A 24142-nucleotide genomic window follows, 5' to 3' on the forward strand; every position below is an offset into this window, starting at 1 on the left:
AATTTATGTCTGACCCTTTTTTACTTTTAACTGCGAATAACTATGCAAAAGATGCTGAGGGATTTAGTTTAACCGGGAACCATCTGCACAATTAATGAGCCTTTATCTAAGGACTGAACTTTACCCGCTTGAGAGAGGTCTGTAACTATTCTCTCTAACAAGTCTAAGGCGCGATCGCGATTTTGATGTTCCCGTCCTCGTAAACGTACCTGAAATTTTACGGAATCACCTTTTTCTAACCATTCGATCGCTCTATTAATACGTAAGGTATAATCCGATTCACCAATATTAGGACGCAACCTTACTTCTTTAACAGTGGTTTTAGCACTAGATTGCTTACGTTTTTTCTGTTGATACAAATGCTTACCGTAGTTCAAAATTTTCGCCACTGGGATTTCTTTGCCCTCAGAGACGATCACCAAATCAAGCTCTGCACTTTCAGCAAGTTGCAAAGCTTCCTTGGTGTCTATTAAACCACGGTTCTGGTTCTCATGGTCAATTAGAAGAACCTGCGGGGATCTGATTTGCCGATTAATCAATTGTTTTGTAGCTATAATAATCTCCTCGTAAACTAGAAATAATTTGACTAACAATACTATATTAACAAAAGAATTACCAAAATGTCATATTATTCAAAAATAAATATTCAATTTTCTCTAAAAGCTCCCAATATTCAGCATAATTATATAATATCGAACCAAGATTACCCACCGGAAAGATAAATTAGTTACAATGTGGCAACCAAAAAGGAACTTTAATAACCATTTTCAGCTGTAATCCCATTAAATCGCTCAACAAAAAGTCATTTGAATAAACTCCAGTTCTTCTTGCAATACTGAAGTATGTATCCAGCCAACATATCCGCCAAACTGACAAACTTCGTGGCGATCAAAAACATAAACGTAATGAATATTTAGCTTATTTACAAACAATCTAATTGTACTTTTAGGGAATAAATTACGTTTTTTAAATTTACAATAGTATAAAGGAGTTTAAAAGCTGCAATTTTATTTAAAATTTAAGTTTCTGGTAAAAGCCTGAAATCTAGAATTTTTACCACAGATGAACACAGATGTATAGAGAAATTTTCTACTTTCGCAAAAGGTTTAATTATCAAGCTAACAATTTCCTAATTCCTTCAGACATTGATTTAGCTGTACCGCCGCGACGCACTAAAATTAATTCTGCACAAATACTAACAGCAATTTCTTCCGGCGTTAAAGCACCAATTTCTAAACCTATTGGCGCGTAAATATTTTTTAGTAACTCAGGAGATATTCCCGCTTCCTGCAACTTTTGATAAACTAGTTTTACTCGCTTTTCACTGCCAATCATGCCGATATATTGGCAGGGAATCGCACGATTTAACAGAATTTGCAAAGCTTCCAAATCATAAATATATCCTCGCGTCACCAAAGCTACGTATAACTGAGAAAATGCGACAAAATTATCGATAATTTCAGTAATTGGCTGGGTTAAAATTAAATTAGCTTGGGGAAATTTTTCTGCATTAGCAAATTCCGTTCTGTCATCTTGAATCGCAATTTCAAAACCAATCAAATGAGCAAATTTTGCTAATTGTTCCCCCACATGACCTGCACCTATAATTAGTAAAGTCGGTGGTGGGTTAATTTGTTCAATAAAGGCATTTTCTAATTCAGGAATTGGCGAAGAGTTATCTAATAAATATGGTTGTTTGTCAGGAGTGAAAGGAGTAATTAAAGTCACGGATTGACCAGCTTTAAGTAATTGTAGGATGTTTTGGGAGAGTGCGATCGCACTTTCCCCAGACCAACGTTCCAACCAAACTTGCATCCTCCCCCCACAAACACCTTGAGTTTCCCGTTGCGGCGCACCAGATAAATCAATTTCTACAAATTGTTTTTCGCCAGTTTCTAACACCTGCATCGCCTGACGAATCACCTTAGCCTCTCCCGCACCTCCGCCAATAGTATTAATAATTGCACCATCAGCGCCAATAATCATTTTTGCTCCTACCTCTCTAGGAACCGAACCTTTAATATTAGTCACAGTCGCTAAAACTGCTGAACCTTTTATTAGCACTTGTGCTAATTGCTGATAGCACTCAAAACTCATTGACAAAAAACTTTCCCATAAAACTACTTCCAAAAAGTCCGTTGTTCCCACTTCAGTAGGAATTGCGCTAAAGCGCCAACAACAAACTAAAAATTGGACTTCGGAAAACATCTCCAAAGTCCAATTAAAAATAAGCTTAAAAAAATGTCCTAAATGAATTACATTTGACCAGTAGCTTCTGCCTTAGTCAAACTACCATCGCTATTTTTGTCGAGTTGCTTGAACTTTTTCTCAGCATCTTCCTTGTTGAGTTTGTTAGCAGAAACAGCTTTTTCCGAGTAGTAAGTGACAAACTCTTCAGAACTAATTTTACCTGCTTTATTAGCGTCAATTTCTTCAAAAGCAGCGGCGGAAATAAACTGAGATGCACCAGTTTCGGGAGTGCTAGAAGCAGTTGTAGTATCAGTAGACGCAGCAGGGTTTTCTGTGCTAGCAGTTGTAGTATTAGCAGGAGTCTCAGTGCTAGCAGTTGTAGTATCAGCAGATGAAGTAGAAGGGGTAGCTGCTACGGTAGATGTAGCGTTGCTAGCAGTGGACTCGGCAGCGGGAGTGGCAGTGGCAGTATTAGCCGAAGCATCTGCTACAGGAGAAGCAGCAGCGGGAGTGGGAGAAACTGCTACTGGAGGGGTTTCGGTTTTCTGACCACAGCTGGACAATAAAGTAGCAGAAACAACCAAACCAAACAATGCCGTACCGACAAAAGAAACTTTACGCATCATATAATTAGCTTTTTTTCGCCTGGAATATCCTTAGTTGAAAAGCTTTAAGGCATGAGAATACTCACAAGCATTTTTGTGCCTCAAAGTCCAATAATGAATTAAAACATAACTTAACATAATTTATCAAATATATATATTTTTTCTAAGTAACTTTACTAGTCCTATAAATAAATCGTATAAATTGCCAGAGAAAAAGCAGACAAAGCCATCTTTATCAGCATTGTTTAGCTTTATTTAATGGGTATATGCTAATTCGCCAGCAATATAAGTTGCCTGAATCGTTCTTTCATCACCAAGCATCATCATCGCAAATGCTTTTTCGGCAATTTCCGCTTTAGTTTTAGCGGGTGGAGTTTGGGAATTACGTAATGCCATTAAAGGAGTTGCTTGTAAATCTAAAACGATAAAATCTGCTTCTTTTCCGACATCAAAATTACCGATTTTATCTTCTAAACATAGTGCTTTAGCACCGCCCAAAGTTGCTAAAAATAAGGCTTTAAAAGATGAAAGTTTTTTCTCTTGTAACTGCACTATTTTATAAGCCTCATTTGCAGTTTGTAACAGAGAAAAACTCGTTCCACCTCCGACATCTGTACCTAATCCAACTTTTACCGGGTTTTCTTTAGATTTGGCTTGAAAAAGTTTAAACAAACCGCTACCTAAGAATAGGTTAGAAGTAGGACAAAAGGCAATAGCTGATTTAGCTTCAGACAATCTTTTAAATTCATCATCTCGCAATTGGACTCCGTGAGCAAAAATTGATTTTTCTTTGACTAATCCGGCTCGATCGTAAACATCTAAATAACCTTTACTTTTCGGAAAAAGCTGAGCAACTAACTCAACTTCTTTCGCATTTTCTGATAAGTGCGTGTGTAAATAAACATCAGGAAATTCCTCTAATAATTTTCCTGCTACTTGCAGTTGTTCCTCTGTTGAAGTAACTGCAAAGCGAGGAGTAACAGCATAAAGTAGTCTACCGTTTTTATGCCATTTTTGAATGAGTTTTTTACTGTCTTCATAAGAACTTTCAGCAGTATCCCGCAAAAAACCTGGCGCATTGCGATCCATCATTACTTTACCCGAAATCATCCGCAAATTGCGGCGACTTGCTTCAGTAAAAAAAGCCTCAACTGATTGGGGAAAAACCGCAGCAAAAACTAAAGCTGTAGTTGTACCATTTTTAATTAATTCATCTAAAAAGAAAGAGGCAATTTTTTGAGCATAATCTCGATCTTTAAACTTTCCTTCTACAGGAAAAGTATATTTATTTAACCATTCTAAAAGTTGTTCGCCGTAAGCAGCAATCATTTCCGTTTGGGGAAAATGAATGTGAGTATCAATAAATCCTGGCATGATTAAGCAGTTGGAATAAGCAGTTATTGGCACGATTGCATATTTATCTTTTAGTTGTTGATATTCGCCCAATTCTTTAATGTAACCATTTTCCAAAATCAGTAAACCATCAGGAATATAGCGGGCGCTTTTTAATTCATCGGTGACAAAAAAGGGATCTTCGATAAAATCAAGAAAAGCTCCTCTAATGGCTTTCAGGGATATACTATAAGGTTGCGTTTGTGTGGAAATAGTAGACATATTGTGATTCAGTTAACAATAATTATTTGGCAAGGGATTGGATAATTTACAATATACCACTGATGAAGGAGTGTGTTTAAAGTAACAATTTTCAGTCAAACAAAGAAGTAGGATTAAAAATTTGTAATCTCAATTTTTTCGGGAGAAGTTTCAGGTAGTTGAAATGAGCAAAAATAAGGATGATTTGAGAGAAATAGAATTAACTAGGCACACAGAACCGCCAGAGGAAGCAGAATTAAGTGGATGGCAAGGTGCGATCGCCAAATTTTTCCAATTTAGAAAGTACCATACTAACTTTCGCACGGAAATATTAGCAGGGCTAACCACATTCATGACAATGGCATATATTTTAGTGGTTAACCCATTAATTCTTTCCGATGCAATTTTTCTCAGTCAACCGAGAGATTTATTTGCAGAATTAGTTGTTGCCACCGCTATTTCTGCCGCAATTGGTACTTTAATAATGGCATTATACGCCAACTATCCATTTGCAATGGCACCAGGGATGGGATTGAATGCTTTCTTTGCCTATTCTGTAGTTTTAACCTTAAAAATTGACTGGCGATTAGCGTTGTCAGCAATATTAGGTGAAGGGCTAATTTTTATTGCTTTAACTCTTACTAGCGTGCGACGGCAAATTGTTAACGCCATTCCCTTAGTAATGAAATCTGCCACATCGGTAGGGATTGGTTTATTTATTGCTTACATTGGATTATCAGGCGATCCAAAAGTGGGCGGCGCAGGAATAATTGTAGCTAATCAAGCTACTAAAACAGGTTTTGGTAACTTAAAAGAACCAGCAACTTTAATGGCAGTTCTCGGTATTTTTATTGCCGCTGCTTTTATTGCGCGACGAATTAAAGGTGCGTTACTTTGGGCAATTTTAGCAACGGCATTATTGGGGTGGATTTTAGGTGTTACTCCTTGGCCCCAAGGAATTGTCGAAATCCCCACATTTCCTAAAGATTTATTTGGGCAAGCATTCAGCGGAATTAGTCAATTGAATGCGAACAATTTTCTGGATTTTATAGCAGTTTTGCTAGTGTTTTTATTCGTGGATTTGTTTGATACAGTTGGCACTCTTGCGGGTGTAGGATTGCGGGCAGGTTATGTTAATGAAAGAGGCGAAATGGATCGAGTAGATGAAGCTTTGCTTGCTGATGCAGTTGGCACAACAGCAGGGGCAATTGTGGGGACTTCTACTGTTACGACATTTGCCGAATCTGCTGCTGGTGTCGAAGTAGGAGGACGTACAGGTTTTACTGCTTTAATTGTGTCCTTGTTGTTGATTGCTTCAATGATTTTCATCCCGATTTTTAAAGCAATTCCGCCTTACGCTACCACACCTGCGTTAGTAATTACCGGGGTGTTAATGATGTCTGCGATTAGTACTATTCGTTGGGGAGATCCAGCAGAATCAATTCCGGCATTTTTGACAATCTTTTTGATTCCTTTAACTTATTCGATCGCCACTGGTCTAGCAGCAGGTTTTATCAGTTATCCACTAATTAAAACCTTCCAAGGGAAAGTGCGGGAAGTGTCGATCGCCACTTGGATTTTAGCTGCCGTATTCGTCGCCAGATTTGCGTTTATGTCTAGCAAATTCGGTTGATTTTACTGCACTTTTAATCCATATTTCCGAAAGGTATTCATCACCGATTCTACTTGTTTTGGGGTCGGTGATTCAGTATTTTTTAGCTGATATTCATAACCCATTTGTTCCCATTTGTACTCGCCCATTTTATGAAATGGTAGGATTTCGACTTTTTCCACACATTTTAAAGTAGAGACGAATTTGGCTAAACCTTCGACGTTTTCCACATCATCAGTGAGGTTAGGAACTAATACAAAACGAATCCAAGTAGGTTTGTTAATTTCGTTGAGATGTCGCGCAAATTTTAGGGTTGGTTCAATGGAAACCTTAGTAACTTCGTGATAGATTTGTGGGTTAAAAGATTTGATATCTAGTAATACTAAATCGACGTAATCTAAAACGGGAATTGAGGCGTTAAAATCGGGAAAACCAGAAGTATCTAAGGCGGTGCGAATTTCTAACTCTTTACATCGGCGAAAGATTTCCCGAACAAATTCTGGTTGTAGTAATGGTTCACCGCCACTGATGGTAACTCCGCCGCCGGAAAAGTTCATGTAAGAACGATATTTTTGGATTTCGGAGATTATTTCATCGACGGTGATTTCTTGACCTCCGCAAGGGTTGCGAGTGTCGGGGTTGTGGCAATATTGGCAACGTAATAAACATCCTTGGGTAAAGATAACAAATCTGATGCCGGGGCCGTCAACTGTGCCGCAGGTTTCTATTGAGTGAATGCGACCTTTTTGGGTGGAGTGGAGGTTGGGGAGTGGTGGGTGGTGAGTTGAGATCATTTTTTTTGAACCGCGAAGACGCGAAGGGCGCGAAGGAAGAGAGAAGAGTTTTAAACCGCAGATGAACGCAGATAAACGCAGATGTGGGTGTACTGTAGGATGAAGAGATTTTTTATTTTTTGAACCACAGAGACGCAGAGGACGCAGAGGAAGAAGGAAGAGAGAAGATAGAGACAGATAAAATAGTATTTACCCACAGTAAACTTATATCTTCATCTGTGTTCATCTGTGTCCATCTGTGGATATCTGTGGTTCAAAATCAAAGTCTTTGCATCCCACAGTCAACCTATATGTACCATCTGCGTTCATCTGCGGTTAAATAATTAATAAGGTGAGAAATTCCCACCTTATTATCAATTAAACGTGCTCATGGAAAGTCCGACTAATCACATCCAACTGTTGTTCGCGAGTTAACTTAATAAAGTTCACTGCATAACCAGAAACTCGAATTGTTAATTGCGGATATGCTTCTGGATGTTCCATTGCATCAAGCAAAGTTTCCCGATCGAAAACGTTAATATTAACGTGATGACCGCCATCATGGAAGTAACCATCTAACATTCCAACTAAGTTAATAGTTTTTGCTTCTTCGGTTTTTCCTAATGCTTGAGGTACGATCGAGAAAGTATAAGAAATTCCATCTTGGGCGTGTTCGTAAGGTAGTTTAGCAACCGAAGCTAATGAGGCGATCGCGCCTTTTGTATCTCTTCCGTGCATGGGGTTTGCGCCTGGTGCAAAAGGTTCGCCAGCTTTCCTTCCGTCGGGTGTACTTCCGGTCTTTTTGCCGTAAACTACGTTAGAAGTAATGGTGAGAATTGATTGAGTTGGAACCGCATTTCTGTAAGTCTTTTGTTTGCGGATTTTGTTCATGAAATTCTTCACCAAGTTGACAGCAATACTATCAACGCGATCGTCATTATTGCCGTATTTGGGATAGTCTCCCTCTACTTCATAATCTACTGCTAAACCTGTTTCGTTGCGAATTACTTTGACCCTACTATATTTAATAGCAGAAAAAGCATCAGCGACGACCGATAACCCAGCAATACCACAAGCCATTGTCCGCAAAATATCGCGATCGTGCAAGGCAAATTCTAGCCTTTCATAGCAATATTTATCGTGCATATAATGGATGACATTTAAGGTATTGATGTAAGCTTTCGCTAACCAATCTGTCATCAAATCAAACTTCGCCATTACCTCGTTATAGTCTAAATATTCTGAGGTAATTGGTGCTAAAGCAGGGCCAACTTGCTCGCCAGCTTTTTCATCTTTTCCGCCATTAATTGCGTAAAGTAAGCATTTGGCTAAGTTAACTCTCGCCCCAAAGAATTGCATTTGTTTGCCAATTCGCATTGCGGAAACGCAGCAAGCAATACCGTAGTCATCGCCGTAATTTGTCCGCATCAAATCGTCATTTTCGTATTGGATCGAACTCGTATCGATCGACACTTGAGCGCAGTATTTCTTAAAGTTTTCCGGTAAACGAACTGACCACAAAACTGTTAAGTTTGGTTCCGGTGCAGGGCCTAAATTGTAAAGTGTATGTAAGAAGCGGAAGCTGTTTTTCGTAACTAAAGAACGACCATCTTCACTCATACCACCTATTACTTCTGTCACCCAAACTGGATCGCCAGAAAACAGCTGATTATAAGCAGGATCGCGTAAGAAACGCACCATCCGCAATTTCATTACAAAATGGTCGATTAATTCTTGGGCTTCTACTTCGGCTAAAGTGCCTTTTCCTAAGTCGCGTTGAATGTAAACATCGAGGAAAGTCGAAACTCTTCCTAATGACATCGCTGCGCCATTTTGTTCTTTAATTGCACCTAAATAAGCAAAGTAAGTCCACTGTACAGCTTCTTTGGCATTGGCAGCAGGACGGCTAATATCAAAACCGTAGTTAGCTGCCATTTCTTTAAGTTCTTTTAGCGATCGAATTTGTTCGCTAATCTCTTCTCTTTGTTGAATTACTGTTTCTACAATCGCATCAAATTCTAACGAATTCAATTGTTCTTGTTTGTCGGTGATTAGGCGATCGACACCATACAATGCTACTCGACGGTAATCACCAATAATCCGTCCCCGACCATAAGCATCAGGCAAACCTGTAATAATACCAGAGTGTCGCGCTAACCGCATTTCGCGAGTATAAGCATCAAAAACGCCATCATTGTGAGTTTTCCGATACTTCGTGAAAGTCTCAAAAGTACCTTCATCTAGTTCATATCCGTAAGCTTCCAAAGACTTTTTCACAACTCGAATTCCACCAAAAGGCACGATCGCCCTTTTCAGCGGTTTATCAGTTTGGAAACCAACAATTTGTTCTAAATCTTTGTCGAGATAACCGGGCGCATGAGCGGTAATACTGGTAGGAACTTTGGTATCAACATCTAAAATACCTTTTTCCCTTTCCTGTTTCATTAAATCGCAAACTTTCGCCCATAAATTTGTTGTGCGTTCAGTCGCATTAGTTAAAAAGGAAGCATCTCCAGTATAAACCGTGTAATTCTTTTGGATAAAATCTCTAACGTTTACTTCTTCAGTCCATTTACCAGAAGTAAAACCTTGCCATTCTTCACGAATTTCTTTGCTGTTTTGAGTGTCTGTAAGTGAAATGTTTTCTTTTACTGGAATTGCAACCATTGTAAAATTCTGTCGCTAAGACAGGAGTACGTAACTTGTTTGATGAAGTGGGATTAATTGCGATCGGAAGAGTTAGTTTTTAACCGCAGATGAACGCAGATGTAGGCGTAGCCTTCCCGTAGGGTACGCAGATGTATATGTAGGTTAATTGTGGGGTGCAGGAACTTTGATTTTTACCACAGATGTCCACAGATAAACACAGATGAACACAGATATTTCTTTCTTCTCTTCTTCTCTTCCTTCGCGCTCTTCGCGTCTTACGTGCTACGCACACGCTACGCGAACGCGGTTCAATAAAAAAAGCTCAGGCTAATACATTGATTCTCATCGGACAAGGGTAAAGGGAAGAGAAACTTTTATCAATCTACACTTCCCAATCCCCCATCCCCTAGCGTAGGACAGGCATCTTGCCTGTCAGTCAACGCTAATCACTAGAACACAGGTTGCGGATCTGGCTTCACATCCGCTACACCAATTACATGACCATTTCCATTAGTTGAAAACAGACTTTCATCAACCACTGGCGCACCTTCATAAGCATCTTCCAACAGTTGTTTCAAATCAGTAATTAACGGATAACGAGGGTTAGCACCTGTACATTGATCGTCAAAAGCTTGATCTGCCAAATGTTCTAACTTAGCGTAAAATTCCGCTTTGCCTTCCATAATTACTTCTTTGATCGCTACTGGAATATCTAACTGACGTTTCAAGTCTTCCACTGCTGCAATCAAACTGTTAACTTTCTCTTCTTCCGTTTCTCCAGGTAATCCTAAATAACTAGCAATCCGAGCATAACGCCATTTCGCATTAGGATATTTGTACTGCGAGAAAGTAGCTTGTTTGAATGGTGAATCGGTTGAGTTGTACTTGATAACATGAGAAATCATCAAAGCATTAGCTAAACCGTGAGGAACGTGGAAGACTCCTCCTAATTGGTGAGCCATTGAGTGACAAATTCCCAGGAAGCTGTTAGCAAATGCCATGCCTGCGATCGTCGAAGCATAGTGCATTTTTTCCCGCGCTTTTGGATCGTTTGCCCCATTTTTGTAAGCACTTGGTAAATACTTAAAGATTAACCGAATTGCTTCTAATGCCATGCTGTTGGTGTATTCCGAAGCTAACACGGAAACGTAAGCTTCTAAAGCGTGCGTTAACGCATCAATTCCACCGTAAGCTGTTAGTTTCTTGGGCATATTTAACACCAATTCGGGGTCAACAATTGCCATTGTTGGTGTTAAAGCATAATCTGCCAAAGGATACTTGATGTTGGTGCGGCGATCGGTAACAACTGCAAATGGTGTTACTTCTGAACCCGTTCCTGATGTGGTAGGAATCGCAATCATTATTGCTTTATCGCCTAAAGGTGGCAACTCATAAACCCGTTTGCGGATATCCATAAACCGCATTGCCAAACCGTCAAATTCGATTTCTGGATGTTCGTACAACAACCACATAATTTTGGCAGCATCCATCGGTGAACCACCACCGATCGCAATAATTACATCAGGTTGGAAGGTATTCATCAGTGCTAAACCACGTTGCACTGTTTCTAAAGAAGGATCGGGTTCGACATCATAAAAAACATCATATTTTAAGCCGATTTCATCCAATGTTTCTTCTAAAGAATTGGTAACTCCCAAGTCATACAATGGTTTGTCGGTAACAATAAATGCGCGGCGTTTTCCGGCTAATTCTCTAATTGCTACTGGCAATGCACCATACTTAAAGTAAACTTTTGGTGGAACGCGGAACCACAACATATTTTCCCGTCTTTCCGCAACAGTTTTGATGTTTAGCAGATGTTTTGGTTCTACGTTTTCACTAATTGAGTTACCGCCCCAAGTTCCGCAACCTAATGTTAATGATGGATCGAGACGGAAGTTATACAAGTCTCCGATCGCACCTTGCGAAGATGGTGTGTTAATCAAAACACGGGCAGTTTGTACTTTGTCTTCAAACCATTTGATATGTTCAACATTGGAAGGTGAAGTATACAGAACTGCGGTATGTCCTCTGCCTCCAAATAATACCAATTGTTCGGCTTTTTCTACCGCATCTTCATAGTCTTTGGCTCGATACATTGCCAAAATTGGCGATAACTTTTCAAAAGCAAAAGGTTCATCTGTACCGATTTTCTCAACTTCACCAATGATTACTCTGGTATCTTCGGGTAATTTAACTCCGGCTAATTCTGCTAATCTGCTAACAGGTTGTCCGACAATATCCGCGTTTAATCTTCCGTTGACGATGATTAATTTGGCAAATTTTTCCCGTTCTTCTGGAGTTAGGAAATATGCACCGCGATCGATAAATTCTTGACGCACTTCGTCATAAACATCATCTACAACAATTACTGATTGTTCGCTGGCGCAGATCATGCCATTATCGAAAGTCTTACTCAGAATAATCGAAGAAACTGCCATTTTTAAATGAGCAGAAGAATCGATTAATGCGGGGGTATTTCCGGCACCAACTCCTAACGATGGGTGCCCTGAAGAATAGGCCGCCCGTACCATTCCGGGGCCACCTGTAGCTAAAATTAAGTTAATGTCAGGATGCTGCATTAACGCTTGAGAAAGTGGCACGGTAGGTTCATCAATCCAGCCAATAATATCTTCCGGTGCACCTGCTGCAACTGCTGCATCAAGCACGATTCTTGCTGCTTCGATCGTGCAATTTTTCGCTCTTGGGTGAGGAGAAAAGATAATCGCATTACGGGTTTTTAAGGCAATTAAAGCTTTGAAAATTGCGGTAGAAGTTGGGTTAGTTGTGGGAACAATACCCGCCAAAATCCCTACTGGTTCGGCAATTTTTTGAATCCCAAATGCTTTGTCTTCTTCAATTACGCCGCAAGTTTTATCAGCTTTGTATTTGTTGTAGATAATCTCCGATGCAAAGTGATTCTTGATTACTTTGTCTTCCACTACCCCCATTCCCGTTTCGACAACTGTCATTTTTGCTAGGGGGATACGTGCGGTATTAGCTGCTAGTGCGGCTTTCTTAAATATGGTGTCAACTTGTGCTTGAGTGTAAGTCGCGTATTTTCTTTGTGCTGCTTTCACTCGTTGGATAAGTTGCTCTAGTTCTTCATTATTCGTGACTTTCATGGCTACCTCTGGGCAATGTCTCAAATCTAATTGATTCAATCTTGAGAGTTTTGTATTGCAGAAAACCTTTGAGATTAGAAAATACTAAGTAATCAGTTTTTAGTATTACTGCTTTTGCTTGATTCGGCTATACATCTAATTGAAAGATTTCCTTAAAATTTAGCTGGTGTCTTTTGTAGTGCTTGATGCAATCTCTTTAGTTGATATCTGTATAATACATTTCATCCTGTTTTCATAACTTCCTCTGATTGGTTCACCCAAAAGGATGAAGCCAAAGCGAATTTTTGAGAAACAAAAGTGAATAAAACTACTGTGGACAATTGGTTCTTAATTGGCAAAAGCGAACCTACTATACTTTATCTTCCCACCTCAAGGTTACAGCTAATTTTTCTGATTTCTTAAGAATTTCAATTACCTACTTGAATGAAGGGTAAAACTTTCAGTTTTTAACATCTCCAATGCAATAATCTTACTAATATTCGACTCTGTATTTGGCTAGTTGCAATTAAACTTTTATTCATCATTAAACCTTTTGCAACCTTTACTGCTTCTTGATTTATTCTAGCAGATTTCATTTTTTTCGAGGGCAAACACTGTGAGCAATAAAAGATACTTGCGGTAAGTTAATTACTGGTTGATTGTATTAGTTAGTTGCTTCTTTTGGGAAAAGCAAGTTGAACTTTTTCAGTTGAGTTTGGGAAAATATCTACGAAAACTATTTTTCATTTCCTATCTATTTAACTCGCTGCATTTATTCTATCTCTCTTGATTTAAACTTGCTGCCAAGTCTACTCCCTAAGAATGAGTCTTCAATATTACAAAAATGCAGAATTTAAATGGGAAGATTACTGAACTGTTAAAGTGCAACTAACTACACAAAATCAATTTTTTTACTTGTATTCTCTTACCGTTCTCTGGTAAGGGGTTGCTTTGTTTGCTGAGTGATTTTGTTAGGTAATTCTGAACAGTATTTTAGTGGTGCTTTACACTTTGACTATACTCAAAGGCTGAAGGGATGCCAGAATTAAGACGATCGCACCCAGTTAACATAACGTAATATAAGCCTAAAATAAAAAAAGGTGTTATCGGAAAAGTTACTATGTATCTGACCTGGCTGGACAGTAATTCTTGGTTAATTGAAATTGGTGGTAAGAAAATTTTAGTTGACCCTTGGTTGGTGGGGCCGTTAGTATTTGGTAATCAGGAATGGTTGTTTAAAGGTTCGCGGAAAAGCGATCGGCAAATTCCCGAAAACATTGACTTAATTCTACTCTCTCAAGGCTTGGAAGACCACGCCCACCCAGAAACTTTAAAACAACTTAACCGTAACATTCCCGTTGTCGGTTCTCCCAGTGCCGCTAAACTAGTACAAGAGTTGGGTTATCAGCAAGTAACCGCCCTAACTCATGACGAGATTTTCAACTTAAATAATAATGTAGAAATTAAAGCGGTTCCCGGTTCTCTCATTGGCCCAACTACTGTAGAGAATGGCTACTTATTGAAGGAGTTAGAAAGTGGTTTTACTGTATATTATGAGCCTCACGGTTCCCATTCTCCAAGTTTAAAAGAAGTTGCGCCAATTGATGTAGTAATTACCCCAATAATCGACCTAGCTTTACCTTTAGTTGGTTCAATTATTAAAGGAACAAAGAGTGCTTTGGAAGTCGCCCAAATGGTTAAACCACAAGTAATGTTACCCACAGCAGCAGGTGGTGATATCGAATTTGATGGGTTACTGCTAAAATTCTTAAAAGCTGTGGGAACTACAGAAGAGTTTCGGGCGAAGTTGGCGGAAAATAATTTGGCAACTAAGGTTTTAGAACCGCAACCAGGCGATCGAATTGAAGTACCTTTAGAACGTCGAGTTACTAATAGTTTTGCAGCTTAATTTATTATCTGTGTACTCTAATTTTTTTAGGGTACGCAGATGTTGGCAAAGTCTTCCTGAAGGGTACAGATATATAATTTTTTGAACCGCAGAGACGCAGAGGACACGGAGAGAAAAAAAGGAGAAGTTCAATAATTTCGACTTTCTTAGTTATAAAGATTATTCTTTCCCAGTCCCCAGTCCCTAGTCCCCAGTCCCCAGTCCCCATTTTTATAAAGGTAATTTACTGATGAATATTGCGATCGTTGGTTGTGGTTATGTCGGGTATAATGTTGCCCGTCTTTGGCAAAAAGATTTGGGTTTTTCGGTGACTACAACTACAACTAATCCTGAACGAGTTAAAGAATTAGAAGCTGTTTCTCAAAAGGTTTTTGTAGTTCGAGGAAATGACTCGGAAGGTTTGCAGAAAGTCCTAGAAAATCAGGAAGTTGTCTTGTTGAGTGTGGGCGCAAAGGGAGCAAATACTTATGAAGAAACTTATCTACATACTGCTAAAAATTTAGTTCCGCTTTTACAAGCAAATTCCAGCATCAAGCAACTTATTTATACTGGAAGTTACTCGGTTTATGGCGATCGAAATGGTAAGTGGGTAGATGAATCAATGCCGCTTTCACCTACTACCACAAATGGGGAAATTTTAGCGGAAACTGAACAAGTTTTACTGTCAGCATCGAATGATAATCTTAAGGTTTGTATTCTCAGATTAGGCGGTATTTTTGGGCCTAATAGAGAACTGCTAAAAATATTTGGGAGGGCGGCTGGTACGACTCGTCCGGGTACTGGCGAGGATACTACAAATTGGATTCATTTGGATGATATTGTGGGTGCGATCGAATTTGCTAGAAAGCATCAATTATCAGGTATTTACAACTTAGTAAATGATGCTTATTTACCTAGCCGAGAATTGCTCGATCGCTTATTTGAAACACATAATTTACCTAAAGTTTCTTGGGATGCTTCCCAAAAGAGTAACCGTGCTTACAATGCTAAAGTATCCAATCAAAAAATCAAACAAGCAGGTTATCAATTAATTCATCCAGAGATGAGTTTTTAATTAAGGTTCTGGCGGTTAAAACCGCAACTACACAAACAAAGTCCGCCTACGCGGACTGTAAAACCTGCGTAGGCAGGTTTTGTCTGTATAGCCTACGACTTTAGTCGTTGAGGCTATCTCATTCCCCACTAATTTGCAAAAAAACAGTCCTTTTCCTCGGCCCATCTAAATCAAAAAATAATACAGATTGCCAAGTTCCTAAAGCTAATTTTCCTTCGATAATAGGCACTACTTCGCTAGTACTTAAAGTCATCGACATTAAGTGAGAATGGGCGTTCATTGGTTCATCTTCTGGTACAACTCTTAGGTGTAGATCGTTATGCAAATACTTATCTGTTTCTGGTGCTAACTTTCTTAAATATACTTTCACATCTTCCAGCAATCTTTCCTCATTTTCATTAATAGCTAAAGCTGTGGTTGTGTGGCGCGAAAAAACTAAAACTTGACCGTTTTTTATCCCTGTATGTTGTAGGAACTCATTAATTTGAGGTGTAATATTAAAAATGCTAATTCCTTCGCTGGTTTCTACTTCAATTATTTGATGGATAATCGGCATAGAGAATTTATGTCACCGTGACTACATAGTTATTATCGCAGTGCTTGGTCACGGAAATTAATAATTAAAGTGAATTTGTCAGCTGAAGTCAGGAATTTTTGTAAAATGGGTAATAAGCGATCGCACAACTAAAATGTTTACACAAGTGTTATAGAATTCCGTTTTTTGATTATGGCTAACCAAGAAAGACTGCGCCAAGAATTAATTAGATTAGATGGACGTGGATACAAAGCTTTCCAAGATATTCAAGGAAGTTACGATTTTGCTGATTTTACTTTAATAATCGATCGCGTACAAGGCGATCCTTTTGCTAGCCCCAGCAACATTCGCGTTAAAGTTCCAATGACAGTCGCTAAATTTCCAGAAGAACTTTACCAAACTAAAAGCCGAGAAATCGCTTTACGAGATTATTTAACTCGCTATTTTGATGTTTGTACTCAGAAATTTAAGGAAAAAAGAGGTACAGGAAATAGTGGTTTAATTTCTATTTTACCAGTCGGTCAAGAAGTTTTAGAACGTAATTCTGTAATCATAAATAGCGAATTTGTCGAAGTACGTTTTGTGGTGGGATTACCTGCTGGAGGACGGAGAATTTTAGGCTATCAAGCGATCGAAATGCTGTGCGATCAAGTACCGCAACTTGTCAATTTAACACTCAAATATCCGAGGTTAGATGCCAAGAAAATTCAACGTCATGTAGAGATTGTTGAAGATGCAGATTGGTTAAGACAGGAATTAGCAAATAAAGGTTTAGTGGCTTTTGTTGCTGATGGGGCGATTTTACCTCGGCGTAGTGGAGTTGACGATCGACCTTTGGCGGAGAGTGCGATCGCTTTTCAATCCCCAGAATCTTTAAAAGTCGCATTCGATCGACCTAATCAAGGTTCAATTACTGGCATGGGAATTCCCGCAGGTGTTACCCTAATTGTCGGTGGTGGATATCACGGCAAATCTACCTTATTAAGGGCGATAGAAGTAGGAATTTATAATCATATTCCCGATGATGGTAGAGAGTTTGTAATTACTAATCCTGATGCAGTGAAAATTCGGGCAGAAGATGGCAGATCCGTTGCTAATGTTGACATTTCACCGTTTATTAGTAACTTGCCGCAAGACCGTTCAACCACTAACTTTTCCACCACAAATGCCAGTGGTAGCACTTCCCAAGCGGCGAATATTATGGAAGCTTTAGAAGCAGGTAGCAAAGTATTACTAATAGATGAAGATACAGCCGCTACAAACTTTATGATTCGCGACCATAGAATGCAAGCATTAATTGCCAAAAATCAAGAACCAATCACCCCATTTATTGATAAAGTTCGGCAATTGTACGCTGACTATAATGTGTCTTCAATCTTGGTAATGGGCGGTAGCGGTGATTATTTTGAAGTCGCAGATACAGTGATTGCCATGCAGAATTTTCAGCCGCAAGATGTGACAGAAAAAGCTAAAGAAATCGCCAATCAATATGCTAATCAAAGACAAGCTGAAGGCGGAGAAAAGTTTGGTCAAATTATGCCCCGTATTCCCATTCGTGAAACGATCGATCCTAGTTATCGCCAGAAACAAGTAAGATTAAAAGTTAGAGATGTTGATGAAATGGTATTTGGCGGCGAAGATATTGACTTATCCGCGGTAGAACAAATAGTGGATAAAGCACAGTCTAGGGCGATCGCAGAAGCGATGGTTTATGCAGTTCGTCAATATGCCAATAAAACTGCTACTTTACCAGAAATTCTCGATCGAATTATGGCAGATATCGAGTTGCGAGGATTGGATATTTTGACTCGTTTCCCGCAAGGAGACTTGGCATTTTTCCGTAAATTTGAGTTAGCAGCGGCGATTAATCGATTGCGATCGCTAAACTGCCAAAAATCAGAGAAAGCTTTAAACTCGCCAAAATAACCAAAGTTCACCCGAAAGTGTGAATCAGCCAAGAGCAACTTCAGGCTTTAATAAAGTACAGTAGATGCACCCTGATGACACCCCTCGCAAGTAAACAATAGCTTGCAAGGGGTTTTTTGTTTAGTAGGGGCGAAGCATTCTGGCAATAATTTCTCGGTTTGAACCAAAGATCGTTTTCAGAATGCTTCGCCCCTACAAGATATAATTCTGAAGCCAATTGATTTGATATCACACCAAACCTTACAGTTTAATTACAATATTTACTAACAACTAAATATCTTGCCAATATTGAATTAAGCAACATTAGTGATTTTTACTCAATAATTATGATCCAGTTCTTCCGTTTTGTACGCTTGACTTCCCCATTATTAGCAGTTCAAAGCCTAGCTTTGATGTCAATTCAAGTTCTAGCTGTTTCCTTTACGCCAACTGTAAAAACTCAAAATTCTCCAGAAATATTGTTAGCAAATAACCTGAGAGTTTTGCAGGTAATTCCTCAATTAGACGGTAATGCCTATTTAATGGGTAATGGTGGTACCTTCATCGGTTTAGTTTCTAGCGATCCCACAGCTGATAATTCTATTTGCAATCCTTCTGGCCCTTATGGTAGTGAAGATGGCATATTAAGTATTAGAAACCGTTCAGGAAATTTAGGTAGCTTGTACTCTGAAATAAGTGCCTATAATAGTTATGCCAACAATCCACCCATCTTAATTTATAAAGGAAAAAGGATAGTTTATTTGACTAAAAATAGAGAGTTAGACGAAACTCTCGATCCAGATCTACTATTGGATACTTTATGTCCTAGAAATTCTCTATAAATCAAACTTGGGTGGAATTTACCACCCAATGTTTAACTACTATGACTCTGAAAATATGCCTTTTACTTACAATCGTACCATTCGTTTTCAAGATACTGATGCAGCTGGTGTTGTTTACTTTGCCAATGTTTTAGCAATTTGCCATGAAGCTTATGAAGAATCCTTAAATGTATCTAACATCAATCTTCAGCTATTTTTTAGAAACAATGATTTTGCGATTCCCATTGTTCATGCTAGTGTAGATTTTTTGCGACCGATGTTTTGTGGCGATCGCATATTAATCAACCTATCCACTAACCAATTAAACCTCCAAAAATTTGAAATTAACTATCAAATTCTCACCCCAGAAAAGGAAATAATATCTAAAGCAATTACCAAACATATTTGTATCGATCTAAATACGAGAACCAGAAAAGAACTACCATCAGAAATCATTCATTGGTTACACAAAACTGATTCGTTGTAAGGACTTCAGTCCGATAATTTTGCTGTAAAAGTTGGCGATTAATCTTTCCCTGTACACTACGGGGCAAACTTTCTACAGCAATCCATTTTTTAGGACACTTAAACTTACTCAACTTATCTTCAATAGCTATTTTCAAATTACCAATATTAACATTAGAAGATTTAGGAACATAAATCGCAGTAACTATTTCACCCCATTGAGAATCAGGTAAACCAATTACACAAATATCCTCAACCATTTGAGTAGAAAGAATTGCCGCTTCTACTTCATTAGGAAATACATTTTCCCCGCCAGTAATGATTTTATTACTGTTACGTCCAACAATTTTTAAGTCTCTATTCTCATCAATAAATCCTAAATCATCTAGTTGAAACTCTTCTTGATTGGCAAACAATTCTGGATAATAACCTAACGCTAAAGAATCTGCTTTAATACTAATTGTCCCTGTTTGATTTGTTCCTAATATTTCCCCATTTTCACCTTTAATGACTACTTTGGCGTGAGGAAGAACTTGACCGATCGTATTATTTCCTGCTAAAAATTCTTCCGGTTTAAGGGTGGCAATTTGAGATGCAGTTTCTGTCATTCCATAAGTAGGGGCTAAGCGAATTCCGTAATTTCTAGAAGTTTCTAAAAGTTCTAACCAAGCAGGTGCGCCGCCTAAAAGTGCTGTTTGAAATCGAGATAACCAAGTAGTTAAATCAGGTTTTTCTAGTAAGCGTTGCAATTGAGTAGGAACCAAAGATATAAAAAATTCTTCGGGTTGAATCTCATATCTTTCCCCATTTTCTAGCAACTTTAAAGTAGAAATCACCAACTTACCACCAGTAGTAAAAGAACGCATAAATTGCATTAATCCACTCACATGATAAAGTGGTAAAATACAAAATGAGTTGACTTGTTCTAGACTAAAATATTGCTGAAATCCTCTAACTGATGCCATTAAATTTTTCCAAGTGTGCATAGCAAACCGGATTTTTCCCGACGTTCCACCTGTGGGAATCATGATTAAAGATGATGTAAACTTAGGGGTGAATTCCCTAGTGTCTTTTTGAGTTTTTTTATAGTCAATTTCTGGCAAATTCCCCCAAATTAAATCCGGTTTCACTAAATTAAAAACCTGTTCCCATTCAGCCTTTACCCAATTAGGATTACATAAAAAAACCTGACAATTAGCAGCAGTAGCAGCAATAAAACTGGCGATTAATTTTATTGGTTCTCGTTCAGCAATGATGATTTTTAGGGGTGTTTTTAAATTATTATTTTGAGTAAGTTCTGCATATAACTGTTTAGTCAATAAATAAAATTCACGGCTATCAGAACCAATTAGCCAATTATCATTAGCACCTTTCTCTAAATATACTAAAGGGTTTCCCATAGAGATGCTAGCCATGTTTTTTCATCTTCCTTAAACCAGTGGTTAATGCCAAAACCTAAAGCGCGATTTTTTGGGGAAAGTTCACTAGCTAATTTTAACGCAGCTTGTCTACCAATAGTAGTTTCAAATACAGAGGAAAAGACGACATCTAAGTTATTTTCTCGGCAAAATTTACGTAGGAGAAATGGCGAACCCACAATACAAGGTTTAATCACAAAAATTCCCGGCCAACCTAGCTGATAACAAGTTTTTAATTGAGTAACGGTAGCTACTGATTCATCTAATGCTAGAGGTGTAGAGTATTTTTTACTTAACTCTAACATGGCTTTTTCTTCACCTACTGCTAAGGGTTGTTCTAAAAATTCGATTTGCCAATAATCGCAGGTTTCTAGCCATTCGTTTGCTGTTTTAAAACTCAGTCCACCATTAGCATCTAATCTCAGTTTTGCTTCTTTAGGTAAGGCTTGAATTAGTTGTTGAAAAATGTCTCTTTCTGCGGCAATTGGTAAAATACCTATTTTCCATTTAAAGGTGCGATACCCTTGTTGCCAAAGATTCTGCCATGTGTCTAAGGCTGCTTCACCTGTAGGTAATAAACCACTAAATTTGAGGTTTAAATTGAGTTTTTGGGGATGTTTAATTGCTGACCAAGCTGACTGAAAACCGAATTGAGAAGCGGGTAATCGATCGGGAATTGAAAAAATATTTTCTCTGGTAATTTCCTTCCCTAGTTGGGAACAAAAATCTAAAGCTGCGGTTAAGGTTTCTGAACCAAACCAGGGAAGGGGGGCAATTTCTCCCCAACCTATTGCGCCTGTTTCATCAATTAATTTTAAGATGATTCCCTCTCTAGTTTTCCAGTTGCCGTGACTGGTAGAGAGCGATCGCACAAAGGAACGTTGATAGGGACGAAATTGCAATCGATAAACCATTAAAAACCCGGAATTACAAACCCTAAACCTAACAACAAACCACTCCAAAAATGAGTAGTAACTGCAATAAACTTACAATTACTAACTTTTTCTGGTTGATCGTGAAATTCAGCAACATGGCGAAATAGTTTCACCGCAAATGGTAAACTAATGAAAGTTAGCAAAGTCCAAATTGGAAAAATTTGCCAACCTACAAACATGATAGTTAGCGCATAAATGCTACCACCAAACCAAGGTAATAATTGCGAAGCTTTACTAGTACCAAGTCTGACAATTGGCGATTGTTTTCCCGCAGCTATATCATCTGCAACTTGATGAAAATGGGAACAAAATAAAATCAAACTAGTGGTAATTCCCACAATTACCGAAACTGCTATACTAGTGATAGAAAAGGTTTTTGTTTGGCTGTAGTAAGCTGCTGCTATTGCTAAAGGGCCAAAACAAATAAAACAGATAATTTCCCCTAAACCTTGGTATCCTAAACGAAAAGGTGGCCCTTGATAAGTGTAACCCAAAATACAGCAAAGAATGACTAGGCCAATTACAGTAAAATCACGTTGTAGCCAAGCGATCGCTAATATTCCCAAAATCCCTAAAGCTAAAAACCCGTTCCCTAACCAAAAAATTAACAATTTATTACCTGTTAAATTCACTAGAGAATGAGCTTTATTTTTATCAATGCCTGTTTCCGAATCAAAAACATCATTACTGAGATTAATCCAGGCCACAATTAAAATAGCTGATATTAAAAAAGTGGCAAATACTCCGGCATGAATTATTTTGGTTTCGCCAAAAGCTACAGCAGTACCTACCCAAATCGGGATAATGGCAACGCTATACATAGGTGGTTTAATTGCAGCGTACCACAACTTACTGTTTGTCAACTCGATCGAATTGGTAGTCATCAGACAAAATCAATTTAGGTTTCACAAGTTTAATCATTTTATGATTTTAATGGAGCAATGGTAAACTCAATTTGGAGCGTTTACCATGCAAGCATCAGCAAAATGCCTCCCGCCTAGCAATGCTGGGAACTTGAGGCAGAGAGCTTAACTTACTAGAGATACGCTCACAAATCCGGTTTTGGCAACCAAACTTTAAAAAAATTTGCAAACTTTTTTATCCATGCCAATCATACAGCATCATGCAAATCTGATTCAGGATTGTCAGGAACTAAATCAGTTTCTTTCTGCTTGTAAACAAACATTAAGTGAAAAAAGACCATCCAAAATAGTCAGTATTTCCTGGGAAGCAAAATCAATCGATCCCCTGGCAGTACTAGATAAAATTTGTCATCCAGGGGAAATCCATTTTTATGGGGAAAAAGCGAAACAAGGGGAAGCGATCGCTGCTTTTGGCACAGCAATCAAGCTGAAAATATCGGGAAATAATCGCTTTTTTCAAGTGCAGCAATTTATCGAATCATGCCTGACAAATACCACAGCGATCGGAGCCTTAGATTTACCATTTTCTGGCCCCCATTTCTTTTGTAACTTTACCTTTTTTGACGAAGATAATCACCGAGATTCCCCATTCCCCTCAGCAATGGTATTTCTTCCAAAATGGCAAATATCTCGTCAAAAAAATCGCTGCATAATTATTAGTAATATTCTCGTGAATCGGAATTTAAACATAGAAAAAACCTGTGAAAACACATGGCAAAAATACCAGGAAATTAACCTAACCAAAAGTTTTAAAATTTCCCATTTACATGATTATAAATTCGCCTTGGAAACCCAGGATGTTACCGATAAAAGAAACTTCAATTTATCAGTATTATCAGCATTAGAATTAATTCAGCAAGAGCAAATTAGCAAAATTGTTTTAGCTCATGCGATCGATGTCAAAGCACCCAGACCTTTTAATCTAATCGGTTCCCTAAATAACCTGCGGCAAAAATATCCTGACTGTCATGTATTTTCCCTCAGTAATGGCAAAGGTAAAAACTTCATTGGTGCAAGCCCGGAAAGATTAATTAAAATCCAAAATCAAGAATTAGAAACAGATGCTTTAGCTGGCTCGGCACCCAGAGGTAAAACTTTAATAGAAGACGCTTATTTTGCTGAAAAATTACTCACCAGTCAAAAAGATAGATCCGAACATGAAATTGTTAGTAATTTCATTGTTCAACGCTTATCAAATTTAGGTTTAAACCCACAAAAACTGCCCATTCCCAGCTTATTAAAGCTCTCCAATATTCAGCATTTATGGACACCAATTGTCGGTAAAATACCCATATCAATTCATCCCTTAGAAATCTTGGCTGAACTACATCCTACCCCCGCTGTTGCTGGCGATCCAAGAGACATTGCCCTGCAACAAATTCGTCGTTATGAAAACTTTAACCGTTCCGTTTATGCAGCACCATTAGGCTGGATAGATCATCAAGGAAACAGCGAATTTATAGTAGGAATACGTTCGGCATTAATTGAAAGCGATCGCGCCAGACTTTGGGCAGGTGCAGGAATTGTTGCTGGGTCCGATCCGGAAAAAGAACTAGCAGAAATCCAGCTAAAACTTCAAGCTCTTCTCAAAGCCTTAACTTAAAAAATCTCCCCTCTTCCTCTGCGTCCTCTGCGGTTTATTAAATATTTC

18 protein-coding genes are annotated in these 24142 nt (G+C 38.5%); 7 read left to right on the top strand and 11 right to left on the bottom strand.

The window, feature by feature from the left end; all coding sequences use genetic code 11:
* Positions 1 to 68: 68 nt before the first annotated feature.
* From infC to guaD, 4 genes are all read right to left on the bottom strand, one after another.
* The gene (gene infC, locus ACE1B6_RS27240; RefSeq protein ID WP_413260440.1) at positions 69 to 593 is read right to left on the bottom strand and encodes a translation initiation factor IF-3; all 525 of its coding nucleotides are present in this window, start codon (positions 591 to 593) and stop codon (positions 69 to 71) included.
* Between the two features lie 520 nt (positions 594 to 1113).
* Positions 1114 to 2097 (bottom strand): XdhC family protein, encoded by a 984-nt coding sequence (locus tag ACE1B6_RS27245; RefSeq protein WP_459563116.1) that lies wholly within the window; start codon positions 2095 to 2097, stop codon positions 1114 to 1116.
* A 158-nt stretch (positions 2098 to 2255) separates the two neighbouring features.
* Positions 2256 to 2816 carry an EF-hand domain-containing protein gene (locus tag ACE1B6_RS27250; RefSeq protein ID WP_413260442.1) on the bottom strand — a complete coding sequence of 187 codons (561 nt, stop codon included), beginning with the start codon at positions 2814 to 2816 and terminating at the stop codon, positions 2256 to 2258.
* Between the two features lie 234 nt (positions 2817 to 3050).
* Positions 3051 to 4409, bottom strand: a complete 1359-nt coding sequence (gene guaD / locus ACE1B6_RS27255) for a guanine deaminase (RefSeq protein ID WP_413260443.1) — start codon at positions 4407 to 4409, stop codon at positions 3051 to 3053.
* 163 nt (positions 4410 to 4572) lie between these two features.
* Between guaD and ACE1B6_RS27260 the strand changes: the two genes are divergently transcribed.
* A complete protein-coding gene (locus ACE1B6_RS27260; protein ID WP_413260444.1) occupies positions 4573 to 6021 on the top strand; it encodes an NCS2 family permease in 1449 nt (482 codons plus the stop codon).
* Positions 6022 to 6023: 2 nt separating this feature from the next.
* On the opposite strand, the gene pflA is transcribed toward ACE1B6_RS27260, so the two are convergent.
* From pflA to adhE, 3 genes are all read right to left on the bottom strand, one after another.
* Positions 6024 to 6794: a pyruvate formate-lyase-activating protein gene (gene pflA / locus ACE1B6_RS27265; RefSeq protein ID WP_413260445.1), complete on the bottom strand. Its 771-nt coding sequence runs from the start codon at positions 6792 to 6794 to the stop codon at positions 6024 to 6026.
* A 357-nt stretch (positions 6795 to 7151) separates the two neighbouring features.
* Positions 7152 to 9440, bottom strand: coding sequence for a formate C-acetyltransferase (gene pflB, locus ACE1B6_RS27270; protein ID WP_459563110.1), 2289 nt, complete (start codon positions 9438 to 9440; stop codon positions 7152 to 7154).
* Between the two features lie 431 nt (positions 9441 to 9871).
* Positions 9872 to 12547, bottom strand: a complete 2676-nt coding sequence (adhE, locus tag ACE1B6_RS27275; RefSeq protein WP_413260446.1) for a bifunctional acetaldehyde-CoA/alcohol dehydrogenase — start codon at positions 12545 to 12547, stop codon at positions 9872 to 9874.
* Between the two features lie 1099 nt (positions 12548 to 13646).
* Here adhE and ACE1B6_RS27280 point away from each other — a divergent pair.
* Positions 13647 to 14435 (top strand): MBL fold metallo-hydrolase, encoded by a 789-nt coding sequence (locus tag ACE1B6_RS27280; protein ID WP_413260447.1) that lies wholly within the window; start codon positions 13647 to 13649, stop codon positions 14433 to 14435.
* Positions 14436 to 14664: 229 nt separating this feature from the next.
* Positions 14665 to 15489 carry an SDR family oxidoreductase gene (locus ACE1B6_RS27285; RefSeq protein ID WP_413260448.1) on the top strand — a complete coding sequence of 275 codons (825 nt, stop codon included), beginning with the start codon at positions 14665 to 14667 and terminating at the stop codon, positions 15487 to 15489.
* Between the two features lie 118 nt (positions 15490 to 15607).
* Here the strand turns inward: ACE1B6_RS27285 and ACE1B6_RS27290 are convergent, their stop codons facing one another.
* The gene (locus ACE1B6_RS27290; RefSeq protein ID WP_413260449.1) at positions 15608 to 16045 is read right to left on the bottom strand and encodes a secondary thiamine-phosphate synthase enzyme YjbQ; all 438 of its coding nucleotides are present in this window, start codon (positions 16043 to 16045) and stop codon (positions 15608 to 15610) included.
* A gap of 171 nt (positions 16046 to 16216) precedes the next feature.
* Here ACE1B6_RS27290 and ACE1B6_RS27295 point away from each other — a divergent pair, with 171 nt between their 5' ends.
* The 3 genes from ACE1B6_RS27295 (at position 16217) to ACE1B6_RS27305 (ending at position 19237) form a co-directional block, all read left to right on the top strand.
* Positions 16217 to 17950 (top strand): ABC-ATPase domain-containing protein, encoded by a 1734-nt coding sequence (locus ACE1B6_RS27295; RefSeq protein ID WP_413260450.1) that lies wholly within the window; start codon positions 16217 to 16219, stop codon positions 17948 to 17950.
* A gap of 326 nt (positions 17951 to 18276) precedes the next feature.
* Entirely contained in the window at positions 18277 to 18771 is a 495-nt protein-coding gene (locus ACE1B6_RS27300; RefSeq protein WP_413260451.1) for a hypothetical protein, read from the top strand.
* Positions 18772 to 18826: 55 nt separating this feature from the next.
* The gene (locus ACE1B6_RS27305) at positions 18827 to 19237 is read left to right on the top strand and encodes an acyl-CoA thioesterase (RefSeq protein WP_413260614.1); all 411 of its coding nucleotides are present in this window, start codon (positions 18827 to 18829) and stop codon (positions 19235 to 19237) included.
* On the opposite strand, the gene ACE1B6_RS27310 is transcribed toward ACE1B6_RS27305, so the two are convergent.
* The 3 genes from ACE1B6_RS27310 to menA are packed head-to-tail and all read right to left on the bottom strand — an operon-like array spanning position 19203 to position 22452.
* Positions 19203 to 20630 carry a 2-succinylbenzoate--CoA ligase gene (locus tag ACE1B6_RS27310; protein ID WP_413260452.1) on the bottom strand — a complete coding sequence of 476 codons (1428 nt, stop codon included), beginning with the start codon at positions 20628 to 20630 and terminating at the stop codon, positions 19203 to 19205. The genes ACE1B6_RS27305 and ACE1B6_RS27310 overlap by 35 nt on opposite strands.
* Positions 20600 to 21547 carry an o-succinylbenzoate synthase gene (locus ACE1B6_RS27315; protein WP_413260453.1) on the bottom strand — a complete coding sequence of 316 codons (948 nt, stop codon included), beginning with the start codon at positions 21545 to 21547 and terminating at the stop codon, positions 20600 to 20602. Before ACE1B6_RS27315 ends, ACE1B6_RS27310 begins: the two co-directional genes overlap by 31 nt.
* Positions 21547 to 22452 (bottom strand): 2-carboxy-1,4-naphthoquinone phytyltransferase, encoded by a 906-nt coding sequence (gene menA / locus ACE1B6_RS27320; protein WP_413260454.1) that lies wholly within the window; start codon positions 22450 to 22452, stop codon positions 21547 to 21549. Before menA ends, ACE1B6_RS27315 begins: the two co-directional genes overlap by 1 nt.
* A 220-nt stretch (positions 22453 to 22672) precedes the next feature.
* Between menA and ACE1B6_RS27325 the strand changes: the two genes are divergently transcribed.
* Positions 22673 to 24094, top strand: coding sequence for an isochorismate synthase (locus ACE1B6_RS27325; protein WP_413260455.1), 1422 nt, complete (start codon positions 22673 to 22675; stop codon positions 24092 to 24094).
* Positions 24095 to 24142: the final 48 nt, after the last annotated feature.

Origin of the sequence: Floridaenema fluviatile BLCC-F154, assembly GCF_041929135.1 — a bacterium.
In the GTDB taxonomy this organism is placed as follows: Bacteria; Cyanobacteriota; Cyanobacteriia; order Cyanobacteriales; family Aerosakkonemataceae; genus Floridanema; species Floridanema fluviatile.